Raw genomic sequence first — 25,004 nt, forward strand, 5'->3', positions numbered from 1 at the left:
ATCAATCAATCAATCAATCAATCAGTCAGTCAGTCAGTCAGTCAGTCAGTCAGTCAGTCAGTCAGTCAGTCAGTCAGTCTGCATGCCCGCATCGCGCATGATCTTGGTCCAGTAGGTGATTTCGCTGTTCATGTACTTGCCGAACTCTGCGGGCGAATTGGTCTTCACCTGAATGCCCTGCGAGGTGAACTTCTTCGCGATGTTCGCGTCGTGCATGGCGGCGGTGATCACCTCGTGCAGCTTGTTCACCACCGGCTCGGGCGTTCCGCGCTTGACGGCCACGCCCCACCAGAACGTCGGCACGATGGAGCCGTAGCCCAGCTCCTTGAGCGTGGGCACATCGGGCAGCAGCGACGAGCGCTTGTCCGCGCCCACAGCGAGCGGTCGTACCTTCTGGCTGAGCGCCAGCGGCCCGGCCGTGGGAATCGCGTCGTACATGAAATCCACCTGACCGCTGATCACATCCGCGAGCCCCGGCATCGAGCCGCGATACGCCGCATGTGTCATCGGCGATTTGATGTGATCCGACAGCAGCGTGCCGAACAGATGGCCGCCCGTGCCCACGCCTTGCGAGGCGTAGCTCAATGCGTTCGGCTTGGCTTTGGCGGCTTTCACCAGATCATCGAAGGTCTTGAACGGACTCTTGTTGGGAACCACCAGTAGCGCGGGCGCTTCCACCAGTTCGGTCACGGCCTGCAGATCCTTGCGTGGATCGTAGGAGAGCTTGGTGAACAGGCCCACGTTGGTGGCGAGCGATGGCACGTCGCCAATGAACACGGTGTGCCCGTCGGCGGGTAGGCCCTTTAGAAGGTTCATTGCGATCTGCGCGGCACCGCCGGGGCGGTTTTCCACGATCACGGGTTGCTTGAGCGTGGTGGTCATGTACGCCCCCAACTCGCGCGCCAACTGGTCCGTCAGGCCCCCTGCGGCGTAGGGCACGACCAGCGTGATGGGCTTGCTGGGAAAGCTGGACTGCGCAAGGGCCGTGGCGGCCAGCATGGGCAGCGCGGCGGCGGTCAAGGACCAGCGCAGCAGAGTTCGGCGAGGGGTTCGGCGAGAGTGGGCTTGCATGATGTTTGTCTCCTTGAATTGCTATCGAAGAATCGCGAAGATTCAGGCCGCCACGACTTCGTCGCGGATGCCGTTGCGTAGCACGCCGATGGCATCCACTTCGATTTCCACCACATCGCCGGGCTTCATGAAGACCTGTGGCACACGCTTGTTGCCCACGCCGCCTGGCGTGCCGGTGACGATCACGTCGCCCGGCTGCAGTGGAATGAAGGTGGAGATGTAGGCGATCTGGCGAGGAATGCTGTGGATCATCATGTCGGTCGTGGCTTCCTGCATGACCTGGCCATTGAGGCGCGTGGTCAGACGCATGTTCTGGCTGGCGGCGATCTCGTCGGCCGTCACCATCCATGGACCGAAACCGCCCGTGCGCCAGAAGTTCTTGCCCGGACCCCATTGCGAGGTGGCCACTTGCCAGTCGCGGATGCTGCCGTCGTTGTAGCAGGCATAGCCGGCGATGTGCTCCCATGAATCCGCTTCGCTGATGCGGCGACCGCCCTTGCCGATGACGATGGCAATCTCGCCTTCGTAATCGAGGCGGTGCGACTCCGGTGGGCGCACGATGTCTTTGCCATGGGCCACTTGGGATTCATTCACGCGCATGAAGATCACCGGGCTTTCCGTGATCTCTTTGCCGGTTTCGCGTACATGCTCGCCGTAGTTCAGACCGATGCAGAAGATCTGGCCCGGATTCGGAATCACGGGCAGCAGATCGATGTCGGAGAGCTTCAGAAATTCCTTGGACTGACTTGCGTGCTCGGCGGCCTTCGCGATCAGGTCTTGCGCAATCAGCGATTTGAGGTCGGGGGCCTTGTCGCCGAATGCGGCCTTGAGATCGACGACCTGATCGTTGCCGATGAAGGCACCGTAGCTTGCATTGCCGTTGAGTTCGAAGCTGATGAGTTTCATGGTGGAAGTCCTGAAGAAGAGTGGGGTGGTGAAGAGGGGAGGGACGATCGATCTATCGGGCGGGGGCTTGCTGGCGCACTGGTGCGCCGACTTGGGATGCGGGAATGCCTTGGTCGCGGCCCATGCGCTCCTGCATCTGGGTGCGCCATTCGGAGCGCGGCATGAAGCGAAGCGAGTTGCGTGCAATGTGTTCGGCCTGCTGCATCACGGCTTCGTCCGAGCATGCGAAATCGATGGGCTCGCGCAGCGGCTGGATGCAGTACCACGGGGTGTCCATGAAGACCTCCAGGCGGTTGCCTTCCGGGTCGCGAAAGTAGAGCGACACCGCGTTGCCGTGCGTCGTGGCTTGCATGTCGGTGGCGCCTGCGGCCAGCGCACGCTCATGCACCAGACGCAGATTCGACAGATCGGGCACTTGAAACGAAATTTGATTGATCGGATTGAAAGGCAAGCCCTGCGGTGGCCGTCCGGAGACCAGAGCGATCTGGTGATGCGTGTCCGGGTCGCGGCTCAGGAAGATGAGCTGCACGGCGCCCAGGTCACCCCGGTCGGTTTCGGTGAACTGCAGAACATCTTTGTAGAAACGAGCCACGCCTTCGAGATCGCTCACGTGAAAGCCAAAGTGACTGAAGGAGACCCGGATAAATTGGTCGTTGCTCATTTGATATTTGTTTATGAAATTTCGTACTATTTTGAATTTTAAATTTGAAAATTATCAAAATACGATAAAAATTAAAAATATAGGGTAAATGCCTAGAGAATGGCATGGGCTTCTATTGATGGTCGTCAGGTTTGAAAGAATGCTGAAATAATTGATATGTCATTTATTTCAGCGTTCAACCATTCATGTCGCTCCACGAAGCGCAAGCCCTGCCTCAGGCTCAACAGAACATCATGTTCACGATGGGGCAACTCAACCGGCAGTGGCGTCGGGTGGTGGATCGTCTGCTCAGGCCGCTCGGCCTGACCGAGGCCACTTGGTTGCCGCTCACGCATCTGGAGCGCGCCACCGCGCCCATGCGGCAGAAGGACCTGGCGGCGTCGCTCGGGCTCGACAGCTCGTCGGTCGTGCGCCTGCTCGACGGACTGGAAGCCGCGGGGCTCATCGTTCGCGCAGGGCATGTGGATCGTCGCGCCAAGACCATCGACATCACGCCCAAGGGGCTGGAGATCGTTCAGCAGGTGAAGGCGCTGATCAATCAGGAGCGTCTGAAGCTGTTCGCCGACGTGAGCGACGAGCAGTTGACGGTGGCATTCGCGGTGCTGCAGAACATTGGCGGGCAACTGCAGAAGCTTGAACAGGACGACGTGGGAGTGCAGGCATGAGCGGCGACGGCTCTTCCTCCACAAGCGCTGTGACCAGTGCCGTCAAAAAAAGCGCACCGCTCTGGCTGCTGGTGATGATCACACTCAGCGGCACATTGGCCATGCACATGTTCGTGCCGGCGCTGCCCGATGCGGCGCGCGCGTTGCACACCAACAGCGCAGCAGTGCAGGCCACCATCGGCATCTACATTCTCGGTCTGGCGTTCGGCCAACTTTTCTACGGACCGCTGTCGGACGCGCTCGGTCGTCGCCCGATGCTCATGGTCGGACTGTCGCTCTATCTGGGCGCGGGCATTGTCGCGGCGTTGGCCCCCAATGTGGAAACGCTGGTGCTCGCACGTCTGTTCCAGGCCTTGGGTGGATGCGCGGGTCTGGCACTCGGCCGCGCCATGGTGCGCGACACCACCAGCGCCGACGAGGCCGTGCGCGCGCTGGCGCTGCTCAACCTCATCATGATGGTCGGACCGGGTCTGGCCCCGATCATCGGCTCCACCATGGTCGAACTCGGCGGCTGGCGCATGGTGTTCGTGTTCCTGTCGTTGCTCGGCGCGGCCACACTGGTGCTGACCTGGAAGAAGGTGCCCGAGACCGGAACGCCCACCGGCGTGGTCAGCGTCACGGCTCTTGCGCGTGACTACAGTTCGCTGCTCAAGTCACCCAAATATCTGGGCTACGCATTCGGCGGTGCCTGCGCGACCACATCGATCTACGCCTTCATCGCCGCCGCGCCGTTCGTCATCACCGAACAGCTCGACCACCCCGTGCGCGACGTCGGCATCTCGCTGGGCATCATCATGATCGGCATGGGCATCGGCAACGCCATCACACGCCGCATGGTGCTCAACGTGCCGGTGGAAAAACTGCTCGTGTTCGGCAACGGCCTGAGCATCGCCAGCGCCGCCGTCTTTCTGGTGCTCGAACTGGTGGGCTGGCTCAACCTGCCCGCCATCGTCGTGCTGATGTTGCTGTTCGCCATGGGCTCGGGCACTGCCAGCCCGGCCGCGCTGTCCAAGACGCTGATGGTCGACGCCCACCACGTGGGCTCGGCAGCAGGTATGTACGGCTTCTCGCAGATGGCGCTGGGCGCGCTGTTCACACTGATGGTCGGCTGGGGCTCGAACCCCGCACTCTCCGCCGCCATCGTCCTCATCGGCGCAGCCGTCGCAGGGCAGGCGGGTGTGCAGTTTGCATTGCATCAGGAGCGCAAGGAGGCGCGGTATCCGGAAGGTGGCGAGGGGATCTGAAGGCGCTTCAAGCGGCTTACAGCAAGCCCTCGATCGGCAACCACCCCAACACGCGGACCATTGTGCGGCTGAGCCAGTTGGTGTGCGGCTCCACGTTGTAGATGCTGGGGGCTGCGGTGTTCGATCCGCCCACCCATTGCAGGTCGCCGTTGGCGTTCAGTTCCACGCGGTAGGACAGGCGCGGGACTTCGTTGTTCATCACGCTCACGAGTTGCTGGGCGAGGGCGGGGCTGTCGATCAGAAAACCCAGTTCGGTGTTGAGATGCGCGGAGCGTGGATCGAAGTTGAACGAGCCCACGAAGATGCGCTTGCCGTCCACGGCGAAGGTTTTGGCGTGCAGGCTCGCGCCCGAGCTGCCGAAGCGTTGAAAGAACTTCTTGTCCGCAGTGTCCGCATACGCTGGCACGAGGCTGCGCATTTCATACAACTGCACGCCGTGTTCGAGCAGTGCCTTGCGGCGCTTGCCGTAGCCCGCGTGCACGGCGGGCACGTCGGTGGCCTCGAAGGCGTTGGTGAGAATGCGCACCTTGATGCCGCTTTCCGCGAGCTTGCCGAAGGCCTCCACGCCTGAAGCGCGGGGCACGAAGTAGGCCGAAATCAGGTCGAGGCTGGTGTCGATCTTGCCAAGCGCTTGCCCCAGTTGGGGCAGCAGCAACTGCTGCTTTTCGGCAAGGCCCAGGCCCTTCGCTGGATCGTCGCTGACCATCTTCACCTGCACCCATTCGAGCGGCAGTGTGCGGTCCATGAGCTGCTGGACGAAGGGCGTCTGTCGGATGCTGTCGGTGTACTCGCGGGCGCGTGGCGACGACAGCAGCGCGGTGGCCTTGGTGTCGAGCTGCTCGAAATCCGCAGGTTCGGATTGGGGCAGTATGTCCTGCGCCGGATACGCGCTGGCGCTGGCCCAGTAGCGGTCGAAATCGGCGGAAACATCCTTGGCGATGGGGCCGATGGCAAGCACGTCGAGATCGTTGAACAGCACGCCATCGGTCGCGCCAAAGTACTCGTCGCCCACGTTGCGCCCGCCGATGATGCTGGCGAGATTGTCCGCCGTGAACGACTTGTTGTGCATGCGCCGATTGGCGCGGCGCAGGTCGGCCAGATAGCCGAGCACCTTGGGCTTGCGCAGCATGAAGGGGTTGAACAGCCGCACCTCGATGTTCGGGTGGCGCGTGAGCGCGGCGAGTTCGGTGTCGAGGCCTGCCGTGCCGACGTCGTCGATCAGCAGCCGCACGCGCACGCCGCGATTGGCGGCAGCGATCAGCTCACCGAACAGCAGCGTGCCGGTGATGTCGTTGCGCCAGATGTAGTACTGCACGTCGAGTGTTCTGGATGCTGCGCGTGCGAGCGATGCACGCGCGGCAAAGGCATCGTGCGGATCGTGCAGTGCGTGAATGCCGCTCTTGCCCGGATGCGCCGCGAGCACGGGACTGACAGATTGACCGAGCGGTGTCTGTTCTGCTGCATTGTTTTCCAGCGCGTGTGAAACGCTGCGGCCTTCGAGCGGCGGCAGGCCGCAGCCGAACAGACTCAGCAGACAGCCCACACCGAGCACTGTTCGGGTGAAGCGTTTGGCGCGTCGGCTGAGGGTCGGTGCGGCCATGGCCAGTGAATCAGGCATGCGCAATTCCTGCCAACTGCTGAAGCTGCGCCCAACGATCGGCGTCGATGGGCACGCCATGCGCCATTGAACGGGCTCGTTGCTCGTAGCGCCGCGCGCCCGGTTGGCGGGTCTGCCCCGCATCGGCCATGGACTGCACAAGCTTTTCGCTGCGTTGCGCGAAGTTCTTGCCGTTGGAGAACGACGGATCGATGGCGATGATGAGCTGGCCGGTGTAGGGCGACTGCGCGCCGGGATGCTCGCTCCAATCGAACTCGAACGAGAAGTTGCCGCCGGTGAGCGCTGCAGCCAGCAGCTCGACCATCATCGACAGCGCCGAGCCCTTGTGCGCGCCATGCTCGCCGCCAAAGGGCAGCAGCGCACCGCCTTCCAGAATCTCCTTGGGATTGGTCGTGCCCTTGCCGTTCTTGTCCACGCCGTAGCCATGCGGTACCGCATGGCCCGCACGTGCGGCAAGCTGGATGTCGCCATGCGCGGTTGCGCTTGTGGCGAGATCGAAGACGACGGGGTCGCCGTTTTCACGCGGCGCGGCGAACGCAATCGGGTTGGTGCCGAACAGCGCCTTGCTGCCGCCACTGGGCACCACACAGGCCATGCTGTTGACCACCGTGAGCGCCACCAGGCCTTCGCGCGCGAGCGGCTCCACATCGGGCCACAGCGCCGCGAAATGGTGCGACCCCTGAATCGCCAGCAGCGCGATGCCGTTGGTGCGGGCCTTGGCGATGAGCTGATCCTTGGCCGCGAAGAACGCCGGTTGCGCGAATCCGTTCGCCGCATCCACGCTCAGAAATCCGGGCGCCTTGTCCTCCACGACCGGCACAGCCTTGCCATCGACCCAGCCACTTTTCAGCGTCGACACATAACCCGCCATGCGAAACACACCATGGCTTTGTGCGCCATCGCGCTGCGCCGACGCGCAGTTGTCCGCGAGCACGGCAGCGACTTGGTCGCTGCAACCATTGCGCTCGAAAATCTGCTGCAGCAACGCGCGCAGTTCATCGAAAGGGACGTGGACCTGGGCGGGCTTGGCGGTGGCGGAGGAGGGCTGATCCTGCATGGGTGATTAGATGAAAGATGAATGGGTTGAAACGATTGTGTTGGTGCCATTGTGCCGCTGTCACAGCACCAATGAAAACGCAGCATCTTCTGGGCATGCTGCATTCTGTTTTTACGTGGAGAAGGCCGGGGCTCAATCCCCCATTACCACACCCTCACGGCGCGGATCGGCGCCGCCCAGCCACATTTTCTGGCCGTGGATTTCGGCGCGGGTGATGGCTTGCAGGCCGCTGGTCATGTTCATCTCGCGCACTTCCGCACCGCGTGCGCGCAGGGCGGAGACGGTGGATTCGGGGAAGCGCTTTTCTTCCAGCATGGTCGGGCCGTTGAGCGAGCCGAAGTTGGGCAGGTTGATGGCCTGCTGTGGCGTGAGTCCCCAGTTGAAGATGCCGTAGAGCAGCTTGCCGGTGTAGTGGATGATGATGGCGCCACCGGGGCTGCCGCCGCTCATGAGCAGCTTGTCGTCGGTTTTGTCGAAGACCAGCGTGGGTGCCATCGATGAGCGTGGGCGCTTGCCAGGTTGCACGCGGTTGGCAATCGGTGCGCCGTTCGCATCCTTGGGGGCAAAGCTGAAGTCGGTCAGCTCGTTGTTGAGCAGAAAGCCCTTGACCATCTGGCGCGAGCCGAACTGGTCTTCGATGGTGGTGGTCATCGCCACCGCGTTGCCTTGTGCATCGACCACGCTGATGTGGCTGGTGCCATGCTCGATCTGGTCGGGCATGGGCGCGTAGCTGGTCTTGACCTCACCGGGCTTGCCGGGCTGCGCGACGTTCATGCTCTTGTCGCCGATGAGCTTGGCGCGGCTGGCAAGGTAGGCCGGATCGACGAGGCTCTTCCAGTTGCCTGCAGGTGGCTGCACGAAGTCGGGGTCGGCCACGTACTGGGCGCGGTCGGCAAAGGCCAGTCGCGCGGCTTCGTTGTAGAGATACAGCCAGTCGGCGCTGGGCAGTGGGCCGAGCGGATCGCCGGGGCCGGTGAGCCCGTCACCGAGCGGCATGGAGGTGGCATTGGTGTTCTTGAGGATGCCGAGAATCTGCGCGATGGCGATGGCGCCGGAACTCGGTGGCGGGAAGCCGCACATGCGATAGGTGCGCGCGGCGAGCTGGTAGTCGGTGCAGAAGGCTTCGCGCTTTTTGGGCTGGTAGGCGGCAAGGTCGGCCAGCGTCATCTGGCCCGGATTGGTCGGGTGGCTGTTGACCTTGTCGACGATGGCCTTGGCCACTTCGCCTTCGAGCAGCGCCTTGGAGCCGTTCTTTGAAATGTCGGTCAGCACCTTGGCGAGTTCGGGGTTCTTCAGCGTGTGCCCGACCGGCCATGGCTTGCCTGCGGCGTCGAAGAAATACACACGTGCCGTGGGATCGTTGGCGAGGTATTTTTCATTCGACAGCAGCGTGTTCAGACGCGCGCTGACCTTGAAGCCGTTTTCGGCCAGATCGATGGCGGGCTCGAACAGCTTGGCCCAGGGCAGTTTGCCGTGCTCCTTGTGCGCGAGTTCCAGCATGCGCACCACGCCGGGCACGCCGACCGAGCGACCACCGACCACGCCTTCGATGAAGGGCAGGGGCTTGCCGTCCTTGCCGAGGAAAAGGTTCTCGGTGGCGGCTGCGGGGGCGACTTCGCGACCGTCATATGCCTCCACCTTGCTGCCCTGCGCGTGCAGCAAAAATGCACCGCCGCCGATGCCGCTCGATTGCGGCTCGACCAGCGTGAGCACCATCTGTACGGCAATCGCCGCATCGAGGGCGCTGCCTCCTGCCTGCAGCACTTTGTAGCCCGCTTCGGTGGCAAGTGGATTGGCCGCAGCCACCGCGAATTTCGTCGTCGCCCAGCCGGGCTTTTCGGTGTAGCCGGAGGAACCTTCGGGCTGCAGGGCGGCGGGCGGGAGCTTGAGCGACGGAGTGCCGGAGCAGGCGCTCAACAAAAGACAGGCAACCGCGATGGGCAGCAGGACGCGATGGGCGCTTCGTGGTGGCTGGGCCATGATGTCTCCTTGTGGGCTGACAAACGATGGCTACATCCTAAGGGATGGAGATGGCATCCCCAAACCCTTGCGGGCCGCGTGGCGCAGTACGGCGCGTTGGCTGACAGGGAGGTCAGCTTTGCTCCATGCGCTTCAAGCCGCAGACGATGGAGTCGGGCGTGGGCGCATCGTGCGCGGCCAGATGGCGCTCGTTCTTGGCGTTGGCCACTTCCATGTCGCGCGGCAAGGCAACGCCGTTTTTCACCGCGAGAATTTCGGCCATCACGCTCACCGCGATTTCTGCGGGCGTCTTGCTGCCGATGTAGATGCCGATGGGGCCGCGCAGTCGCGCAAGGCTTTCCTCGGTTTCGTCGAAGTATTCGATCATGCGTTCATGTCGCGCCTGATTGTTGCGGCGTGAGCCGATGGCACCGACGTAGAACGCATCGGTCTTGAGCGCTTCGAGCAGCGCCAGATCGTCGAGCTTGGGATCGTGCGTGAGCGCGACGACGCAGCTTCGGCGGTCGGGCTTGAAGGCCAGCACCACATCGTCGGGCATATCGCTCACCACCTTGGCTGCCGCCACGCTCCATGCGCCGCGATACTCCTCGCGCGGATCGCACACGGTCACCGCAAAGCCGTTGAACAGCGCCATGGTCGCGAGGTACTCGGTGAGCTGGCCTGCGCCGATCAGCAGCATGCGGTACTCGGGGCCGAAGGTGTTGATGAGCTGCTTGTCGGTCAGTTCGAGCTCGGTCGGCGCAGCCGCCGTGGTGAGTGTGACGGTGCCGTCGGAGAGCTGCACGACGCGCTCGACTAATTGGCCCGATTCGAGCAGGCGCACGAGTTCGGTGAGCTGGCGCATATCGGGGTCGTACTCGAGCAGCAGTTCCAGCGTGCCGCCGCAGGGCAGACCAAAGCGATGGGCTTCATCGGCGGTGATGCCGTATTTCACGAAGCCGGGCGCGCCGCTGGGGATGGCTTGATGGCCAGTTGTGCTGCCTGCCGGAGCCGCGCTCGCATAGGCCTGTGTGTAGCGGTAGATCAGATCGTCCTCGATGCAGCCGCCCGAGACCGAGCCGACCACCGCGCCGTCTTCGCACAGCGCCATGATGGAGCCGATGGGGCGTGGCGACGATCCCCAGGTGCGCACGACGGTGGCGAGCAGCGCGCGCTTGCCCGCCTGGCGCCAGTCGCGCAGTTGTCTGAGGACCATGACATCGAGATTTTCCATGTCGCTCATTTTCCTGCGGGAGAAAGGCCCTTGTTGTCAGGCGTTTTTGTTCTCGCTGTCGGATTCGTGCGCTTCGTCCTTCTTGCCAAGGCCGATTTTCTTCATCAGCCCGCTCATCATTCCGGTCTTTTCGGTGGGCGCGGCTTCGTCTTCGGCGGGGCCGAAGCGGCGCTGCATTTCCTTGTCGAAGCGTTTGAAGAAATCTTCGGCGAGCGATTTGGCCGCGCCGTCGATCAGCCGTTGGCCGAGCTGCGCAACCTTGCCGCCCACTTGCGCGTTCACCGTGTAGCCCAGCTCGCAGCCTTCGTCGTTGGGCGTGAGCACCACCTTGGCGCTGCCCTTGCCGAAGCCCGCCGCGCCGCCCTGGCCGTCAAAGGCGATGGTGTAGCTCTTGGGCGGGTCGATGTCGGCGAGCGTGATCTGCCCCGAGAACTTGGCCGACACCGGCCCGATCTTGAGCGCCATGCCGATGGCGTACTGGTTCTCGCCCGTGGCCTCGACGCGGTCGCAACCCGGAATGCAGAGCTTGAGCACTTCGGGATCGTTCAGCGCATCCCATGCCTGCTGCTGGGTGACGGCGAGTTGGCGGCTTGATTGCATGTCCATGGTGGGCTCCTTCTCGTCTTTCAATTCGACAATGTGGCGGGTGCAGTGGAGATGGCGGTTGATGATTCGCGTTGTTGCGAAAGCAGTTTGGCCAGACTTCCCGCCAGATCCTGAAGACTCTGCAGGTTGTGCACGGCCAGCATGGCATCGGCCTTGGCGTGCAGTTGCGCGGCACCGCGCGCAAGCGGCGCGTAACCTTCATAACGCAGCAACGGGTTGAGCCACAACAGCGCGCGGCTGTGGCGTTGGAGCCAGCCAAGCTCCTGCGCCAGTTGCGTGGGCTCGCCGGTGTCAAGGCCATCGCTGATCAGCAGCACCAGCGTGCGCCTGCCGATCAGTCGGCGTGCATGGTGCTGGCGCAATGCAGTCAGCGATTCACCCAGTCGTGTGCCACCGCCAAAGTCGTTGATGAGCGCATTGCTGGCATGCAGCATCTCGTCCGGGTCGCGCATCGCAAAGGCGGGCGTCAGATCGGTCAGGCCTGTGCCGAATGCAAACACATCGCGCTGAACCCGGTGGCCGTTCACATCGCGCGTGGCGGCATGCAGAAAGGCCAGCAGCAGACGCGCATAGCGCTCCATCGAACCCGACACATCCACCAGCACCAATAGCGGCAAGGGCCGACGCTGGCGCTGCAGTCGCGGCAGGCGCAGGATCTCGCCGCCCGTACGAGCGGCTTCGCGCATCACGCCGGGCCAATGCGGTCGGTGGCCGCGTGTGCCGGGTTGCATGCGGCGCGTGGCAAAGCTGGGAACGGGCAGGGCGATGTCGCGCGCGAGCCGTTCGACGAGTTTGAATTCGCTGGCGCTGAGTGCGTTGAAATCGGCGTGCTTCAAACGCTGCATGTCGCTGGCGGTCATCGCGGCATCGAACTGCAGCTTGTCTTCTTTGACGGGCTCGGCTTTGGACTGCGGGCGTGGCGGCGCAAGCGCTTCGCTTACGCGCGGTTTGCGCGGAGTCGGTTCGGGGCGCGTCTCGGCGCGCGGCAGCATTTGCGCGAGCAGCTTGTTGGCGATGTCCGGGTTGCGAAACATCGCGTCAAACAGCTCGGTGAACACGGCACGGTCCTGCTCGCGGCTGACGAAAACGGTTTGCAGCGCGGCTTGCAGATCGCTCTTTGCTTCGATGCCCACCAACCGCGCGGCATCGCAGGCGAGGCCGATGCGCGCGCTGTCGAGCGGCACGCCTGCGCGGCGCAATGCGCGACCGAAAGCCAGAATCTGCTCAGGCAGTTTGCCGTGGCGCGCATCACCCAGCGGGGAGGCGTGCGTGCTCATGGCGACGCCTGTTCGGGGGCAAGCAATTCGGCCGCCAGCTCGCGCGTAAGCGCGGCCACATCGTCACGTTGCTTGAACAGAATGCCTGCGGTGCTGGTGACGATTTCGGGGTCGAGCGTGAGCGTGTCGAGCGCCACCAGCGCCTTGGCCCATTCCACGCTTTCGGCAATGGCGGGCGTGCGTTGGAAGGCGCTGGAAAACGGCTGGCTGCGCAGGCGATTGACGAACTGCGCGACCTGTTCGGTCAGTGCCGCGCTGGCCTGTGGCACCAGTGCGCGCAGGATTTCCAGTTCACGTTCGCGGTCGGGATAGTCGAGCCAGTGATAGAGGCAGCGGCGCTTGACGGCATCGTTCAACTCGCGCGTGCGGTTGCTGGTGAGAATCGTGAGCGGCGTGCTGGCCGCGCGAATCGTGCCGAGTTCGGGAATCGTGACCTGGTACTCACCCAGATATTCGAGCAGAAACGCTTCGAACGGCTCGTCCGCACGATCCACCTCGTCGATGAGCAGCACCGCGCCAGGCAGCGGCGCTTGCAATGCCTGCAGCAAGGGGCGGCGGATCAGATAACGCTGCTGGTAGATTTCGCGTTCGAGTTCGTGCACGCCTTCGCTGCCCGCATGCAGGCTTTCCGCCGCGCGCATGTGCAGCATCTGCGCGGCGTAGTTCCATTCATAGAGCGCATCGCGCAGTTCCATGCCGTCGTAGCATTGCAGGCGGATCAGCTCGCGTTGCAACGCTTTGGCAAGTGCCTTTGCCAGCTCCGTCTTGCCCACGCCCGGCTCGCCTTCGAGCAACAAGGGTCGCTGCAGTTTGATGGCCAGAAACACGGCGGTCGCGAGTTGCCGGTCCGCAAAATAACCCGCGTTCGCCAGTGCTTGCACCACGCCGTCGATGGAATCAAAAAAAGCAGTCGATGCCGTGGTGTGTGCTTCGCTCATACCGGATCAGCGGGTTGCCCCGTCGTCAATGTTCAAGTCACTGTTCAAATCAATGACCAAATCAATGTCCAAGGGCCTTGTCCACCGCGCGTTGCGTCTGCACGCTGATCAGGTTGGCGCGGTAGGCGGCGGAGCCGTGCAGGTCGCTGCTCAGCTCGCTGTCGTCGATCTTCACGCTGGCGGCGGAGGCGGCAGAGAAGTCCTTGTTCAGCGCTGCTTCTAGCCCTTCATGGCGGAACACGCCGTTGCCGCCACCCGTGACCGCCACGCGCACGCCGTCGGCCGTTTGCGCGACGAACACACCGATCAACGCGAAGCGTGACGCGGGTTGCTTGAACTTCATGTAGGCCGCGCGTTCGGCCATGGGAAAGCGGATGGCGGTGATCAGCTCGTCCTCGTCCAGCGCGGTCGTGAACATGCCCTGAAAAAAGTCGTCCGCTTCCATTGCGCGCTTGGTGGTGACGATGGTTGCGCCGAGCCCCAGCACCGCGCACGGGTAGCACGCAGAGGGATCGTTGTTGGCAACCGATCCGCCCAGCGTGCCCATGGCGCGCACCTGGCGGTCTCCGATGTGGGCGGCCAGGTCGGCGAGCGCGGGAATCGCAGCCAGCACATCCTGGCTTGCAGCCACTTCGGCGTGCCGCGTCATCGCGCCGATCACGAGGTGGTCGCCGTCTCTGCGAATGCCGGACAACTCCGTGATCGCGCCGAGGTCGGCCAGCGTTTCGGGGCTGGACAGGCGCAGCTTCATCGAGGCGAGCAGCGTCTGGCCACCGGCCAGCAGTTTGGCACCCGAGGCGGCGAGCTGGGCTGCGTCGGTCAGTGAAGCGGGGCGTTGGTAGTCGAATGCGTACATGGTCTTTGACTCCTTCTTCCTGCTTCTGCTTAGGCTTTGGCCGCTTGAATGGCTTCCCACACACGCGAGGGCGATGCGGGCATGTCGAAGTCCTGCACGCCGAGCGGATGCAGCGCGTCGAGCACGGCGTTGATCACGGCAGGCGGCGATCCGATCGCGCCGGCCTCGCCGCAGCCCTTGGTGCCGAGCGGATTGTGCGTGCAGGGCGTGCACACGGTGTCGAGCTTGAACTCGGGGAAATCATCGGCGCGCGGCATGGCGTAGTCCATGAAGCTGCCGGTGATGAGCTGGCCCGTTTCGCGGTCATACACGCAGTTTTCCAGCAGCGCCTGGCCGATGCCCTGCACGATGCCGCCATGCACCTGGCCTTCCACGATCATCGGGTTGATGATGGTGCCGAAGTCGTCCACCGCAGAGAAGCGGTCGATGCGCACCACGCCGGTTTGCGGGTCGATTTCCACTTCGCAGATGTAGGTGCCTGCCGGGTAGGTGAAGTTGGTCGGGTCGTAGAACGCGGTCTCGTTCAGGCCCGGCTCCAGCGTGGCGAGCGGGTAGTTGTGCGGCACGTAGGCCGTGAGTGCAATCTGGGCGAAGGGGATCTTTTTGTCGGTCCCCTTCACCACAAACTCTCCTCCCGAGAAGTCGATGTCGGCATCGCTGGCTTCCATCAGGTGCGCGGCGATTTTCTTGGCCTTGGCCTCGATCTTGTCGAGCGCTTTCATGATGGCCGCGCCGCCCACGCTGATCGAGCGCGAGCCATACGTTCCCATGCCGAAGGGCACGCGGCCCGTGTCGCCATGCACCACGTCCACGTTCTCGACCGGAATGCCCAGACGCCCCGCGACGACCTGCGCGAAGGTGGTTTCGTGACCCTGTCCGTGGCTGTGCGATCCGGTGAACACGGTGACCGTGCCGGTGGGATGCACGCGCACTTCGCCGCATTCGAACAGGCCCGCACGCGCGCCCAATGCGCCCGCGATGTTGGAAGGCGCGAGTCCGCAGGCTTCGATGTAGCTGGAGTAGCCGATGCCGCGCTTCAGGCCCTTGGCTTCGCTGGCTTTGCGGCGCGCTTCAAAGCCGGCCACGTCGGCCAGTTTTTCGGCCTTGTCGATGCAGGCGTTGTAGTCGCCCACGTCGTATTGCAACGCCACAGGTGTTTGATACGGAAACTGCGTGATGAAGTTGCGCCTGCGGATTTCGGCCTGCGACAGGCCCAGTTCCCAGCCGCATCGGCTCACCAAGCGCTCCAGCAGATAAGTGGCTTCCGGCCGACCCGCGCCGCGATACGCATCGACCGGCGTGGTGTTGGTGAACCACGAGTCGACCACCACATGAATCTGCGGACAGGTGTATTGCCCGGCCAGCAGCGTGGCGTAGAGAATCGTCGGAATCGCGGTCGAGAACGTGGACAGGTAAGCGCCCAGATTCGCGTCGGTATGCACGCGCATGGCGATGAATTTGCCGTCCTTGTCCATCGCCATTTCAGCGTGGCTCACATGGTCGCGACCATGGGCATCCGAGAGGAAAGCCTCGCTGCGATCCGAGGTCCATTTGATGTTGCGGTTGAGCTGCTTGGACGCCCAGGTCAGCGCCACATCTTCGGCATACAGATAGATCTTGGAGCCAAAGCCGCCGCCCACATCGGGCGCGATCACGCGCACGCGGCTTTCGGGCAGATTCAGCACGAACGCGGTGAGCAGCAGGCGCTCCACATGCGGATTCTGGTTGGCCACATAGAGCGTGTATTCGTCGCTCGCGCGGTTGTACGAGGCACTGACCGCGCGCGGCTCCATCGCATTGGGCACGAGGCGGTTGTTCACCAGATCGAGCTTGGTGACATGCGCTGCATTCGCAAAGGCTGCATCCACGGCGGACTTGTCCCCCAGTTCCCAGTGGTAGCACTGGTTGTCGGGCGCAACGTCGTGCAGGGCAGGGCCTTTCTTCGCATCGCTGACATGCACGACCGCGTCCAGCGCTTCGTATTCCACGTACACGGCTTCGGCCGCGTCACGCGCTTGCTGCAGTGTTTCGGCCACGACCATCGCCACATGGTCGCCCACATAGCGTGCCTTGCCGATGGCGAGAATCGGATGCGGTGGTTCCTTCATCGGCTCGCCGTTGCTGCTGGTGATCAGCCAGCCGCAGGGCAGGCCGCCCATCTTGCCGTCGATGTCCTTGCCCGAGAACACCTTGATCACGCCGGGCATGCTCTCGGCAATCGTGCCATCCACCTTCTTGATATGGGCGTGCGCATGCGGCGAGCGCACGAACACTGCATGCGCCTGACGCGCCATGGTGATGTCGTCGGTGTACTGACCCGCGCCGGTCAGAAAGCGGTAGTCCTCCTTGCGCAGAACGGCCTCGCCGATGTGCGGCAGCTTGGAGATGTCGGTGGCTCCCATGTCATGTCTCCTTGTGTTGGAAGATCAGGAGCCGGTCGCCATGGCTTTTTTGCCCTGGACCACAGCTTTGACGATGTTCTGATAACCCGTGCAGCGGCACAGATTGCCTTCGAGCAGCTCGCGGATTTCGCCTTCGTCCGCGTTCGGGTGGGTGCGGCACAGATCGACCGCGCTCATCACCATGCCCGGCGTGCAGAAGCCGCATTGCAGACCGTGGCACTGCTTGAAGGCCGCCTGCATCGGATGCATGGTGCCGTCCGGTGCGGCCATGCCTTCAATCGTGGTGATCTGTGCGCCATCGTGCATGACGGCCAGGGTGTTGCATGATTTGATCGCCTTGCCATTCACATGCACGGTGCAGGCGCCGCATTGCGCGGTGTCGCAGCCCACATGTGTGCCTGTGAGCATCAGATGCTCGCGAATGGCCTGCACCAGCAGGGTGTTGGGGGGGACGTCAACGCTGGCAGCTTTGCCGTTGACCGTGAATTGCACTTTCATCGGGGTTGTCTCCTGTGCAGCGGCCTCTGTGGTGGGGCCTTGATGATTCTCGGATTGCGAAACGAACAACGCCCTTCATGCTGATCAGCTTCGAATACCCTCAGATCAGGCAAAACCCTCACAAGCCATTTCCGGACATCGAATATTCTCAAAATGGAACACATCAGCGGCATGCCTGAGCGGCCTGCACATGTGTTTCCAACCCCATCGTTGCGAGCCAACTTCCATGCCCAGCCAGCACGATCCATCAGCCGAGCAGCGCCTGCAGCAGATCCAGCGCGCGCGCGTCGCGGTTTTCGACAATGAAGACGAAAGCCCACGCGCGCTCCGCAGCCTTGGCGAAATTGCCGCCAGCGGTTTGCTGTCCATGCGCCCGGACAGCGAATGGATAGAGCGTTCCTGGCGACGCTGTCTCGCCCAAGGCCAGCGGCCACAGCACCGCGTCGCGTTCGATGTGGTGACCTCGCAGTTTGTGCGCCGCACACAAGACGCCCAGCACCAGTTGCTGCAAGCCGCGCGACCTGCGCTCGAGGGCTTGGGCCGGGCCACGGCCAGCACGCGTTACTTTGCGATGTTGACCGACGCCAGCGGCGTGGTGGTCGATGTGTCCGGTGCCATCGACACCACCGATCCACGCGCCGTCGCCATCGCCCGCGTGGGCGTCGATCTGTCCGAGCGCAGCATCGGCACCTCGGCCATCAGCGCCGCGCTGTCCGAACGCCGCCCGGTGTGGCTGCATCGCGGCGAGCATTTCTACCGCGACACCTCGGTCTACAGTTGCGCTGGGGCACCGGTGTTCGGCCCATCCGGCGAATGCGTGGGCATGCTCGACCTCACCGGCGTCGAAGTCGCAGAGCGTCCGGAACTTCAGCACCTCGTCGCACGCGCGGCACGCAACATCGAAAACGCGCTCACCCTGCGCGCTCCGCATCGACTGCTCATCCGCCTGAACTGGCCGGGCCAACTCGGCAATGGCGACGGCAATGGCCTGCTGTGTCTGGATGAAGACGGCTGCGTGACCGGCGCAAATCAGGTCGCGCGCCAGATCGTGTCAGGGCTCGCTTCAGGACGCGGCCCGCTGCACAGCGACGAGCTGTTCGCCATGCCCGTGCAACGGCTGTTCGACGCCGCCATGCGCGGCAGATCGGGCAACGGCATGCTGGAGGTTCCACTGTGGTCCGGCCTGCGCGTGCAGGTGCAGGCCCAGATCGAAGGGCCGGGCGCAACCGCCGATGTGACCGGCATGTCGCGCCAACGTGCGGTGGGCCATGCTGTGCCGCTCAAGGATGTGGAACTGGCGCTGGTTCATCAGGCTGTGGCCGAAGCACGCGGCAACGTGGCCCAGGCAGCGCGGGCGTTGGGGATCAGCCGGGCTACGGTTTATCGGAAGTTGGGGCAGAAGCAGGGGCGGTGATTCGCGCGGGGATCCAGTCCGAGGGGGGAATGTGTGTCCCTAAACGGCCAGAAGCGGGCCTTCGCTATACTGCAACAAAGACGGCAAAAGCCGACATTTGCAGAAAATTCTCTCTACGAGGGGTTGATTTCAAATGCAGGACGAAGTCCTTACACAATTGCATGAACTTGGTGAACTGCCAGAACTACTCGAACGTGACCTATCCGTCGAACTGACCTTGGCTCAGACAGGATGGTTGGACGGCGAGACCAAGCTCGAACCGCTCTACACACAGTTTGGCTTGTTGTTCGAACACTGGCTCACCGAGATAACCCACAGATTCGGAGCGCCGCTATTCACTGAGGCATCAGAACCAGTACTTGCTCAAGATTGGTACGAGGAGGCGCGTCAACTAGCGGTATGGCGTAGGCGAGACGCCTATTTTTTACTTGCATTCGTTCATCACGACAAAGAAACTCCGATTTATCTGGCTATCTGCGAACGAGAGGGCCAAACGCTCAAGCAGTAGCCATCACGAGCCAGGCTAGCAGACCTTTATCCGCTGAACAAAGCAGTTGAGTGACTGCTTAAAGAAAGTGCGATAGGCGGCAACGGGTCGAACTTACCCATAGAACTATCATTCGTTTGATAAAGCGGAAAACATCATCAGCTCTCCGCCTCCAGCCTCATTCCGCAACCGCCTCCACATCCGCACATCGCCCGCAACTGATCGTCCCCATGTGATGGTGCAGCAGCACGGTTTCGCCTGCGAGCACTTCGCTCTGGCAGTGGTCGCAGACGGTGGATTCGCCGATGACTTCGCGGGTCACGCCGCTGGTGTTGATGATGGGTTGGTCGCCCAGGTAGCGTGGGAGCTTGGCGCTTTTGACGATGTCGGGGCGGAAGTACTCTTCGTAGGCGGTCCAGCGGGCGATGAGTTCGTCGGTCAGGCCGTGTTCCTTCAGCGTCGCGAGCATGAGGCTCTGGCGGTGGTCGAACAGTTCGTGCGTGATGATCATCCAGTGGTGGGCGTTGCGCGGGCGATCGCCCATGTAGATCTTTTCGCCGGTCACGCACTGCTTCATGAACGAGAACTGCTTGTCGATGGCGCGGTCACGGGTCACCTTGACGAAAAAGGGCGCGAGCTGTTCGTCGGCGTAGACCTTGGTGTAGAAGGCTTCGAGCACGGCGCGCACGCGGGTGTCGCCGCCGAGTTCGTCCCACAGCGTCGCGTCGGCTTCGGGGGAGGGCAGTTCGCGCGGCGGCACGTCGTCGAACGGGCCGCGCACTTCAAAGGCGAAGCCGAAGACTTCCTCATCGCTCATCTGGCCCTGCATTTCGGGTGGCAGGTGGCGTGCGGCCTGAGCATCGATTATGCCGATCATCAGCATGTCGCGCTCGGGCGAGGAGGTGAGGGTGAGCACGGGCTCGTCGTCGCGGCCGGTGACGAGGATGCGCAATTGCTGGCCGGTGCGGTATTTGATGGGGCGTCCGGTTTCGAAGACCAGTTCGAGTCGGCCATCTTCCTGCACATTGGCTTCGCAGAGCTGGCAGCCGGTGACCAGATCGTTGGGGTGCGGGCGGCGCAGGCTCATGGCACTGGTCGGCATGCAGCGGCAGGGCAGAAAGTAGCGCAGCCGCCGCAGGTGCATGGGCAGCACGCGCTGCGCCCGCTCGGGGATGTCGCCGCTTTCGGCTTGGAGCATGCAGGTCTGGCAGGAGCCGCTCTTGCACGAAAACGCTGGATTCAAACCTGCACGCAGCAGGGCATTCAGGACCGATTCGTCTTCTTGTGTCTCGACGCGGCCGCCTTCAAAACTCAGTACATGGGAGATGGGCATGGGCCGAGTATGGCAGGCTTGTAAGCTACGTGTAACTTAATGTATCTGCATACTCGGGATTGCTGGACAAAACAAAAAGGCAGCCCGTTGTGGCGAGCTGCCTTTGTCGAGTCATGTCGGCGGGAGATCAGTCCTGCTTGTTTTGGGTGTCGGTAGGAGCGTCCACCGCGTCGGTTGCTTCGGCTTCCGATGCTTCACCGGCGTCCGCATTGTCGGCATTGATGCCGGCTTGACGCAACGCTGCCTTCTCGCCAGCGGGTGCGAACTTGCTGTACTTGCTGATGATGGGGACCATCTGGCCGTAGATGCGTGGGTTGCCGGCCAGGCATTCGCGCTGTTCGAGGAAGTCGGCTTCGCCTGTGAAGTTGCCGACCAGACCACCGGCCTCGGTCACCAGCAGCGAGCCCGCTGCCACGTCCCAGATCGACAGGCCGGTTTCGAAGAACGCGTCGGTGAAGCCTGCGGCCACGTAGGCCAGATCCAGTGCGGCGGCACCGGGGCGGCGCAGACCGGCGCAGCGCTGCATCACGTCGCCCATCAGCGCGAGGTAGTTCTGGAAGTTGTCGCCAGGACGGAAGGGGAAGCCTGTGGAGATCAGGCACTCGCCCATGCGGGTGCGCTTGCTCACGCGGATGCGACGCTCGTTCAGGAACGCGCCACGGCCCTTGGTGGCGGTGAACAGGTCGTTGCGGGATGGGTCATAGATCACGGCTTGTTCGATCTTGCCGCGCACCGACAGCGCGATGCTCACGCAGTAGACGGGGAAGCCGTGAATGAAGTTGGTGGTGCCGTCCAGCGGATCGATGATCCAGACATACTCCGATGTCTTGGAACCATACTCGCGACCCGATTCTTCGGCCAGGATGCCGTGATCGGGGTAGGCGGTGAGAAGCGTCTCGATGATGGCCTTCTCGCTCGCCACGTCGACCTCGGTCACAAAATCATTGAGCTGTTTTTGCGATACGCGCACAGCCTCGACGTCGAGGGCAGCTCGGTTGATGATGGCGCCAGCGGCGCGCGCAGCCTTGATGGCCACGTTAAGCATGGGGTGCAGATTGGAGGACGACATGGATTGTGATGAGGAGCGGCTCGGCAGGATTTGCCGTGGAGCGCCCGGCGATGCGGACGCGCGAAACCGGTGATTCTATCGCGAGTGACTGATTTCTGCTCGATTCTCTGGCGCGGTAGGCTTGTTGCCGGGTGGGATAAAGCGTTGTTTGTGAGGTTTTGTAAGTCCGTCACCCCGTTTCTCCCAAGCCAACGATTCAGCTCATACCAATCGTGGTGAACCGGAGAAACATCCATGCCAAGCCCTCTTGCCGCTCGTGAACTGACAAAGACAAGCAATCCATCCGCCCTGATTTTTCGCCCCAAGCGCTTGCTCATCGGCCTGATCGCCGGGGCCTGCTGCGTGCTGATGGCGGGTGCGCTGCTGACAGCCTGTTCGCCCAAAAGCGAGGGCGACAGCGCCAGCCACGCAGGGCAAATGGGGCAAATGGCAGACAGGAAGATGGTTGCGGCTGCACCGCGGCCATCCGCGCCGAGTGCCGATGTTGCCAATCTGTCGCGTTCGCGCCGTGAGGTGGCCGAGGAGCGGGTGATGGCGGCAGCCGCTGTTGCAGTCGCCCCGGCACCGGCTGTGGAGGTCGCGGGCAGTCCTGTCACTCAATCTGCGCCGACGGAGGCCGCCAGCCAGCGCTTTCTGGCCGTGCGCCATCACATGCAGATCGAAGCCGCAGCGGCGGAACTGGCGGATCTGTGGGGCGCAGTCAAGGCGCGTTGCGAGCAGCTCGATTGTCAGGTCGAGGCCTCGGCCTTGCAGCGCGAGACGGTGCATTCGGCGGGCAGCGCGTATCTGACCATGCGGGTGAATCCGCGCGACTTTGCGATGCTCACTGGCGCGCTGGGATCCCGTGCCAAAGTGCTGAACCATCAGACCTCCAGCGAGGACAAGACGGGTGAAGTGGTGGATGTGGAAGCGCAGATCAAGAACCGCAGCGAGTACCGCGATTCGCTGCGCGAGTTGCTGCGCGAGAAGGACGTGAAGCGCAAGCTGACCGATCTGATGGAGATCCGCGACACGCTCTCGCAGGTGCAGGCCGAGATCGATGCGGCGCAGGCACAGCGCAAGCTGCTGGAGAAGGAGACCGCCAAGCAGTTCGTGCAGATGCAGTTCCAGCCGCAGCAGGTGGTCATCTCGGGCACCTACAGCCCATGGCTGCAGACTTGGGAAGGTGCCTGGAACGCGCTGACCGGCAGCGCCCAGAGCATGGTGATCGCGACGGCGGCGCTGCTGCCTTGGGTGATCGTGCTGGGTGGTCTGCTGTGGGTGATCGTGGTGATCGTTCGCACAGTGGCGCGCATCCGTCGCAGGTCACAGGTGAAGGCGGAGGCAACTGCCGCTGCTGCTTGACGATGCAGGCAGGCGGGTTTTTCGGGCAAAGGCGAAAGCGGCGACAATCGAGGGTTTCGCATCGTCGTCACCACAAGAACAGTTTGCCAGCCATGAAAACCCGCTTCATCCTCATCAACACCAGCCATGCAGGCAATGTGGGCGCTGCTGCGCGCGCGCTCAAGACCATGGGGTTCGATGAGCTGGTGCTGGTGGCTCCGCGCTGGCCCAATGTGCTGCGCAAGGAAGAAACCATCCAGCGCGCGAGTGGTGCGCTCGATGTGCTGGAGAACTGCCGCATCGTCGAAACGCTGGATGAAGCCCTCGATGGCATGAGCCACCTGTGCGCCACGGCGATGACGCCGCGCGACTTTGGCCCGCCGACGCGCACGCCGCGCGAGCATTTCGAGCTGCTGGTGAACGGCAAGCTGAACGTGGAACAGCCATCCACCGCCGCCAACGAAACCGGCGTGGCGTTTCTCTTCGGCTGCGAGCGCTTCGGCATGGCCAATGAAGATGTCTACCGCTGCGACGTGGCGCTGTCGATTCCGACCAATCCCCATTTCGGCTCGCTCAATCTCGCGTCCGCCGTGCAGGTGGTGGCCTATGACTGGCGGCAGGCGCTGGGTGGCTATGAGGTGCAGGAAGCCACGGACCCGGTCGATCGCGCGGATGCGGCGCAGGTGGCGGGCATGCTCGGGCATTGGGAGCAGGCGCTGGCCGACATCGGCTTTCTCGACCCGGCCGCGCCCAAGAAGCTCATGCCGCGCCTGAACCAGCTTTTCAATCGAGCGCAACTGACTCAGGAAGAAATCCACATCCTTCGCGGTGTTGCCAAAGCGATGATCCAGACCGCGCAGGCAAAACGCTAGACTGCAAGTCCTTTCCCGTCAAAACCCCTATAGATAGTCCATTTTCATGCTTGACCGCCTGCGATCCGACATCCAGTGCATTCTTGAGCGCGACCCTGCGGCCCGCAGCCGCTGGGAAGTGATCACATGCTACCCAGGCCTGCACGCCATCTGGCTGCATCGACCTGCGCACTGGTGTTGGAACCACGGCCTGAAGTGGACCGGCCGCTTCATCTCCAACTTCTCGCGTTGGTTGACCGGCATCGAAATTCACCCCGGTGCCAAGATCGGTCAACGCGTGTTCTTCGACCATGCGATGGGCGTGGTTGTCGGCGAGACCGCAGAAATCGGCGACGGCTGCACGATCTACCAGGGCGTGACGCTGGGCGGCACCTCGCTCTACAAAGGCACCAAGCGCCACCCGACGCTCGGCAAGGACGTGGTCGTGAGCGCGGGCGCCAAGATTCTTGGCGGCTTTGAAGTGGGCGACGGCGCCAAGATCGGCAGCAACGCCGTGGTTATCAAGCCCGTGCCTGCGGGCGCGACGGCGGTGGGCATTCCAGCCCGCATCATCCCGTCCAAGGCCGGGCAGAGCGCCGATGTGACCGAGGTTCTTGTTGCTGCCGCTGCTCCAGCAGCGCAGCAGCCTGCCGCGCCGACAGCCAGCCCTGCACCGTTCTCGGCCTACGGCATTGAACAGCAACAGGATGACCCGCTCGCGCAGGCGATGCGTAGCCTGATCGAGCACACCGCCGTGCAGGAACGCCAGATCGCCATGTTGTGGCAGAGCATTGAGAAGCTCAGTACGGCAGCGCCCAAGGAAGTGGGTGACTGCGTGCCCTGCGAAGCGGCCACCAGCGAAAACTTTGCCAAAGACAAGCTCAACGATTTGGTTGGGAAGTGATTCTTTTGCTTTGTGGGTGACGAAGCCTTGCGGCTTCGATTGGCTGGTCGTTTTGAGATGGTGATATAGGCCCTCATGCGTCGTTGTGGAAGCCTTGCCGTACATGAGTACTGTCTGCGGCTTCACGCCTAGCCTGAGGGCCTATCTCACCATTGTGGTGGGTGATTTGGGCGTAGTTCGCGCTGCGTGGCTTGTCGTTTGGGTACGTGCTCGCGTGCTGGTAATTTCATAGAAACGAATCATTGGACTGGCTTGTGGTGGTTGCATACGGTGAAGACATGAATACCTTCACCACTCCATCCGTTCCAATTGATCCTGAGCTTCTAGATGCGATGAAGCAATCACTTCATGAGGGCGAGAGTCTCGCTTCGTTTGTCGAGGCGGCTGTTCGCCATGAGGTGGATCGTCGAAGCAAACAGACCCCGTTTGTTGTTCGCGCAATGGCGAACATTCGCCACACGGTTGCGACCAATAGCGGGATCAGTGCGGATGTCCTTCTTGCGCGGCTGGAGGCCAAGCTGAAACTGCGTTGAGAGAGATGTTTGGTTCGTCAGATTCCTGTGAAAGCGGCGACCACTGAGCCCAGCCTGACGTCTACGATGAAAATGGCTTGTCACCGATGTTGCATGGT

General features: G+C 62.7%; 23 protein-coding genes. 8 read left to right on the forward strand and 15 right to left on the reverse strand.

The genetic code is table 11. The annotated features are described in order from the left end of the window. Positions 1–69: 69 nt before the first annotated feature. The 3 genes from G7048_RS19705 to G7048_RS19715 are packed head-to-tail and all read right to left on the reverse strand — an operon-like array spanning position 70 to position 2,638. A complete protein-coding gene (locus G7048_RS19705) occupies positions 70–1,071 on the reverse strand; it encodes a tripartite tricarboxylate transporter substrate binding protein (RefSeq protein WP_305793255.1) in 1,002 nt (333 codons plus the stop codon). A 42-nt stretch (positions 1,072–1,113) separates the two neighbouring features. Beyond that, the gene (locus G7048_RS19710; RefSeq protein ID WP_166069773.1) at positions 1,114–1,977 is read right to left on the reverse strand and encodes a fumarylacetoacetate hydrolase family protein; all 864 of its coding nucleotides are present in this window, start codon (positions 1,975–1,977) and stop codon (positions 1,114–1,116) included. 52 nt (positions 1,978–2,029) lie between these two features. Next, positions 2,030–2,638, reverse strand: coding sequence for a VOC family protein (locus tag G7048_RS19715; protein WP_166069774.1), 609 nt, complete (start codon positions 2,636–2,638; stop codon positions 2,030–2,032). A gap of 185 nt (positions 2,639–2,823) precedes the next feature. Between G7048_RS19715 and G7048_RS19720 the strand changes: the two genes are divergently transcribed. Further along, entirely contained in the window at positions 2,824–3,303 is a 480-nt protein-coding gene (locus tag G7048_RS19720) for a MarR family winged helix-turn-helix transcriptional regulator (protein ID WP_240933039.1), read from the forward strand. Beyond that, a complete protein-coding gene (locus G7048_RS19725) occupies positions 3,300–4,547 on the forward strand; it encodes a multidrug effflux MFS transporter (protein ID WP_166069775.1) in 1,248 nt (415 codons plus the stop codon). Before G7048_RS19720 ends, G7048_RS19725 begins: the two co-directional genes overlap by 4 nt. A 16-nt stretch (positions 4,548–4,563) precedes the next feature. Here G7048_RS19725 and G7048_RS19730 read toward each other — a convergent pair whose 3' ends face one another. From G7048_RS19730 to G7048_RS19775, 10 genes are all read right to left on the reverse strand, one after another. Then, on the reverse strand, positions 4,564–6,165 hold the full coding sequence (locus tag G7048_RS19730) for a phospholipase D family protein (RefSeq protein ID WP_240933040.1): 1,602 nt from the start codon (positions 6,163–6,165) through the stop codon (positions 4,564–4,566). Further along, complete coding sequence (locus G7048_RS19735) at positions 6,158–7,222, reverse strand: Ldh family oxidoreductase (protein ID WP_166069776.1); 1,065 nt, start codon at positions 7,220–7,222, stop codon at positions 6,158–6,160. Before G7048_RS19735 ends, G7048_RS19730 begins: the two co-directional genes overlap by 8 nt. Positions 7,223–7,354: 132 nt before the next feature. Further along, a complete protein-coding gene (gene ggt, locus G7048_RS19740) occupies positions 7,355–9,202 on the reverse strand; it encodes a gamma-glutamyltransferase (RefSeq protein ID WP_166069777.1) in 1,848 nt (615 codons plus the stop codon). 112 nt (positions 9,203–9,314) lie between these two features. Then, a complete protein-coding gene (locus tag G7048_RS19745; RefSeq protein ID WP_166069778.1) occupies positions 9,315–10,415 on the reverse strand; it encodes an XdhC family protein in 1,101 nt (366 codons plus the stop codon). Between the two features lie 36 nt (positions 10,416–10,451). Further along, positions 10,452–11,021 (reverse strand): CoxG family protein, encoded by a 570-nt coding sequence (locus tag G7048_RS19750; protein ID WP_166069779.1) that lies wholly within the window; start codon positions 11,019–11,021, stop codon positions 10,452–10,454. A gap of 20 nt (positions 11,022–11,041) precedes the next feature. Beyond that, a complete protein-coding gene (locus G7048_RS19755) occupies positions 11,042–12,298 on the reverse strand; it encodes a VWA domain-containing protein (RefSeq protein ID WP_166069780.1) in 1,257 nt (418 codons plus the stop codon). Further along, the gene (locus G7048_RS19760; RefSeq protein WP_166069781.1) at positions 12,295–13,236 is read right to left on the reverse strand and encodes a MoxR family ATPase; all 942 of its coding nucleotides are present in this window, start codon (positions 13,234–13,236) and stop codon (positions 12,295–12,297) included. The genes G7048_RS19755 and G7048_RS19760 overlap by 4 nt, the downstream gene beginning before the upstream one ends. A gap of 61 nt (positions 13,237–13,297) precedes the next feature. Beyond that, positions 13,298–14,092 carry a xanthine dehydrogenase family protein subunit M gene (locus G7048_RS19765; RefSeq protein ID WP_166069782.1) on the reverse strand — a complete coding sequence of 265 codons (795 nt, stop codon included), beginning with the start codon at positions 14,090–14,092 and terminating at the stop codon, positions 13,298–13,300. Between the two features lie 29 nt (positions 14,093–14,121). After that, a complete protein-coding gene (locus G7048_RS19770) occupies positions 14,122–16,494 on the reverse strand; it encodes a xanthine dehydrogenase family protein molybdopterin-binding subunit (protein ID WP_166069783.1) in 2,373 nt (790 codons plus the stop codon). Between the two features lie 24 nt (positions 16,495–16,518). Further along, on the reverse strand, positions 16,519–16,992 hold the full coding sequence (locus tag G7048_RS19775; protein WP_166069784.1) for a (2Fe-2S)-binding protein: 474 nt from the start codon (positions 16,990–16,992) through the stop codon (positions 16,519–16,521). Between the two features lie 226 nt (positions 16,993–17,218). On the opposite strand from G7048_RS19775, the gene G7048_RS19780 reads away from it, so the two are divergent. Together G7048_RS19780 and G7048_RS19785 are read left to right on the forward strand one after the other, a co-directional pair. Beyond that, positions 17,219–18,406 (forward strand): helix-turn-helix domain-containing protein, encoded by a 1,188-nt coding sequence (locus G7048_RS19780; protein ID WP_166069785.1) that lies wholly within the window; start codon positions 17,219–17,221, stop codon positions 18,404–18,406. Positions 18,407–18,539: 133 nt separating this feature from the next. Further along, positions 18,540–18,914 (forward strand): hypothetical protein, encoded by a 375-nt coding sequence (locus G7048_RS19785; protein WP_166069786.1) that lies wholly within the window; start codon positions 18,540–18,542, stop codon positions 18,912–18,914. A 157-nt stretch (positions 18,915–19,071) separates the two neighbouring features. Here the strand turns inward: G7048_RS19785 and G7048_RS19790 are convergent, their stop codons facing one another. Together G7048_RS19790 and G7048_RS19795 are read right to left on the reverse strand one after the other, a co-directional pair. Then, the gene (locus tag G7048_RS19790; protein ID WP_166069787.1) at positions 19,072–20,226 is read right to left on the reverse strand and encodes a 2Fe-2S iron-sulfur cluster-binding protein; all 1,155 of its coding nucleotides are present in this window, start codon (positions 20,224–20,226) and stop codon (positions 19,072–19,074) included. Positions 20,227–20,353: 127 nt separating this feature from the next. Continuing rightward, positions 20,354–21,295 (reverse strand): inositol monophosphatase family protein, encoded by a 942-nt coding sequence (locus tag G7048_RS19795; protein WP_166069788.1) that lies wholly within the window; start codon positions 21,293–21,295, stop codon positions 20,354–20,356. A 234-nt stretch (positions 21,296–21,529) separates the two neighbouring features. On the opposite strand from G7048_RS19795, the gene G7048_RS19800 reads away from it, so the two are divergent. The 4 genes from G7048_RS19800 to G7048_RS19815 all read left to right on the forward strand — a co-directional run bounded on the left by G7048_RS19800 (position 21,530) and on the right by G7048_RS19815 (position 24,906). Next, on the forward strand, positions 21,530–22,639 hold the full coding sequence (locus G7048_RS19800; protein WP_166069790.1) for a DUF4349 domain-containing protein: 1,110 nt from the start codon (positions 21,530–21,532) through the stop codon (positions 22,637–22,639). 92 nt (positions 22,640–22,731) lie between these two features. Then, a complete protein-coding gene (locus G7048_RS19805) occupies positions 22,732–23,490 on the forward strand; it encodes an RNA methyltransferase (RefSeq protein ID WP_166069791.1) in 759 nt (252 codons plus the stop codon). A gap of 46 nt (positions 23,491–23,536) precedes the next feature. Continuing rightward, positions 23,537–24,373 (forward strand): serine O-acetyltransferase, encoded by an 837-nt coding sequence (cysE, locus tag G7048_RS19810; RefSeq protein WP_166069792.1) that lies wholly within the window; start codon positions 23,537–23,539, stop codon positions 24,371–24,373. A gap of 278 nt (positions 24,374–24,651) precedes the next feature. Next, positions 24,652–24,906: a YlcI/YnfO family protein gene (locus G7048_RS19815; protein WP_166069793.1), complete on the forward strand. Its 255-nt coding sequence runs from the start codon at positions 24,652–24,654 to the stop codon at positions 24,904–24,906. The last annotated feature ends 98 nt before the right edge of the window (positions 24,907–25,004 follow it).

This window comes from Diaphorobacter sp. HDW4B, assembly GCF_011305535.1.
Classification (GTDB): domain Bacteria; phylum Pseudomonadota; class Gammaproteobacteria; order Burkholderiales; family Burkholderiaceae_C; genus Diaphorobacter_A.

Excerpts from the sequence above, each read along its gene's own strand:
- ggt (WP_166069777.1), bottom strand. The coding sequence starts at position 9,202 with ATGGCCCAGCCACCACGAAGCGCCCATCGCGTCCTGCTGCCCATCGCG.
- G7048_RS19735 (WP_166069776.1), bottom strand. The coding sequence starts at position 7,222 with ATGCAGGATCAGCCCTCCTCCGCCACCGCCAAGCCCGCCCAGGTCCAC.
- G7048_RS19795 (WP_166069788.1), bottom strand. The coding sequence starts at position 21,295 with ATGTCGTCCTCCAATCTGCACCCCATGCTTAACGTGGCCATCAAGGCT.
- G7048_RS19770 (WP_166069783.1), bottom strand. The coding sequence starts at position 16,494 with ATGGGAGCCACCGACATCTCCAAGCTGCCGCACATCGGCGAGGCCGTT.
- G7048_RS19780 (WP_166069785.1), top strand. The coding sequence starts at position 17,219 with ATGCCCAGCCAGCACGATCCATCAGCCGAGCAGCGCCTGCAGCAGATC.
- G7048_RS19730 (WP_240933040.1), bottom strand. The coding sequence starts at position 6,165 with ATGCCTGATTCACTGGCCATGGCCGCACCGACCCTCAGCCGACGCGCC.
- G7048_RS19705 (WP_305793255.1), bottom strand. The coding sequence starts at position 1,071 with ATGCAAGCCCACTCTCGCCGAACCCCTCGCCGAACTCTGCTGCGCTGG.
- G7048_RS19760 (WP_166069781.1), bottom strand. The coding sequence starts at position 13,236 with ATGAGCGAAGCACACACCACGGCATCGACTGCTTTTTTTGATTCCATC.
- G7048_RS19815 (WP_166069793.1), top strand. The coding sequence starts at position 24,652 with ATGAATACCTTCACCACTCCATCCGTTCCAATTGATCCTGAGCTTCTA.
- G7048_RS19710 (WP_166069773.1), bottom strand. The coding sequence starts at position 1,977 with ATGAAACTCATCAGCTTCGAACTCAACGGCAATGCAAGCTACGGTGCC.
- G7048_RS19745 (WP_166069778.1), bottom strand. The coding sequence starts at position 10,415 with ATGGAAAATCTCGATGTCATGGTCCTCAGACAACTGCGCGACTGGCGC.
- G7048_RS19775 (WP_166069784.1), bottom strand. The coding sequence starts at position 16,992 with ATGAAAGTGCAATTCACGGTCAACGGCAAAGCTGCCAGCGTTGACGTC.
- G7048_RS19755 (WP_166069780.1), bottom strand. The coding sequence starts at position 12,298 with ATGAGCACGCACGCCTCCCCGCTGGGTGATGCGCGCCACGGCAAACTG.
- G7048_RS19765 (WP_166069782.1), bottom strand. The coding sequence starts at position 14,092 with ATGTACGCATTCGACTACCAACGCCCCGCTTCACTGACCGACGCAGCC.
- G7048_RS19785 (WP_166069786.1), top strand. The coding sequence starts at position 18,540 with ATGCAGGACGAAGTCCTTACACAATTGCATGAACTTGGTGAACTGCCA.
- G7048_RS19805 (WP_166069791.1), top strand. The coding sequence starts at position 22,732 with ATGAAAACCCGCTTCATCCTCATCAACACCAGCCATGCAGGCAATGTG.
- G7048_RS19800 (WP_166069790.1), top strand. The coding sequence starts at position 21,530 with ATGCCAAGCCCTCTTGCCGCTCGTGAACTGACAAAGACAAGCAATCCA.
- G7048_RS19750 (WP_166069779.1), bottom strand. The coding sequence starts at position 11,021 with ATGGACATGCAATCAAGCCGCCAACTCGCCGTCACCCAGCAGCAGGCA.
- G7048_RS19725 (WP_166069775.1), top strand. The coding sequence starts at position 3,300 with ATGAGCGGCGACGGCTCTTCCTCCACAAGCGCTGTGACCAGTGCCGTC.
- cysE (WP_166069792.1), top strand. The coding sequence starts at position 23,537 with ATGCTTGACCGCCTGCGATCCGACATCCAGTGCATTCTTGAGCGCGAC.
- G7048_RS19790 (WP_166069787.1), bottom strand. The coding sequence starts at position 20,226 with ATGCCCATCTCCCATGTACTGAGTTTTGAAGGCGGCCGCGTCGAGACA.
- G7048_RS19715 (WP_166069774.1), bottom strand. The coding sequence starts at position 2,638 with ATGAGCAACGACCAATTTATCCGGGTCTCCTTCAGTCACTTTGGCTTT.
- G7048_RS19720 (WP_240933039.1), top strand. The coding sequence starts at position 2,824 with ATGTCGCTCCACGAAGCGCAAGCCCTGCCTCAGGCTCAACAGAACATC.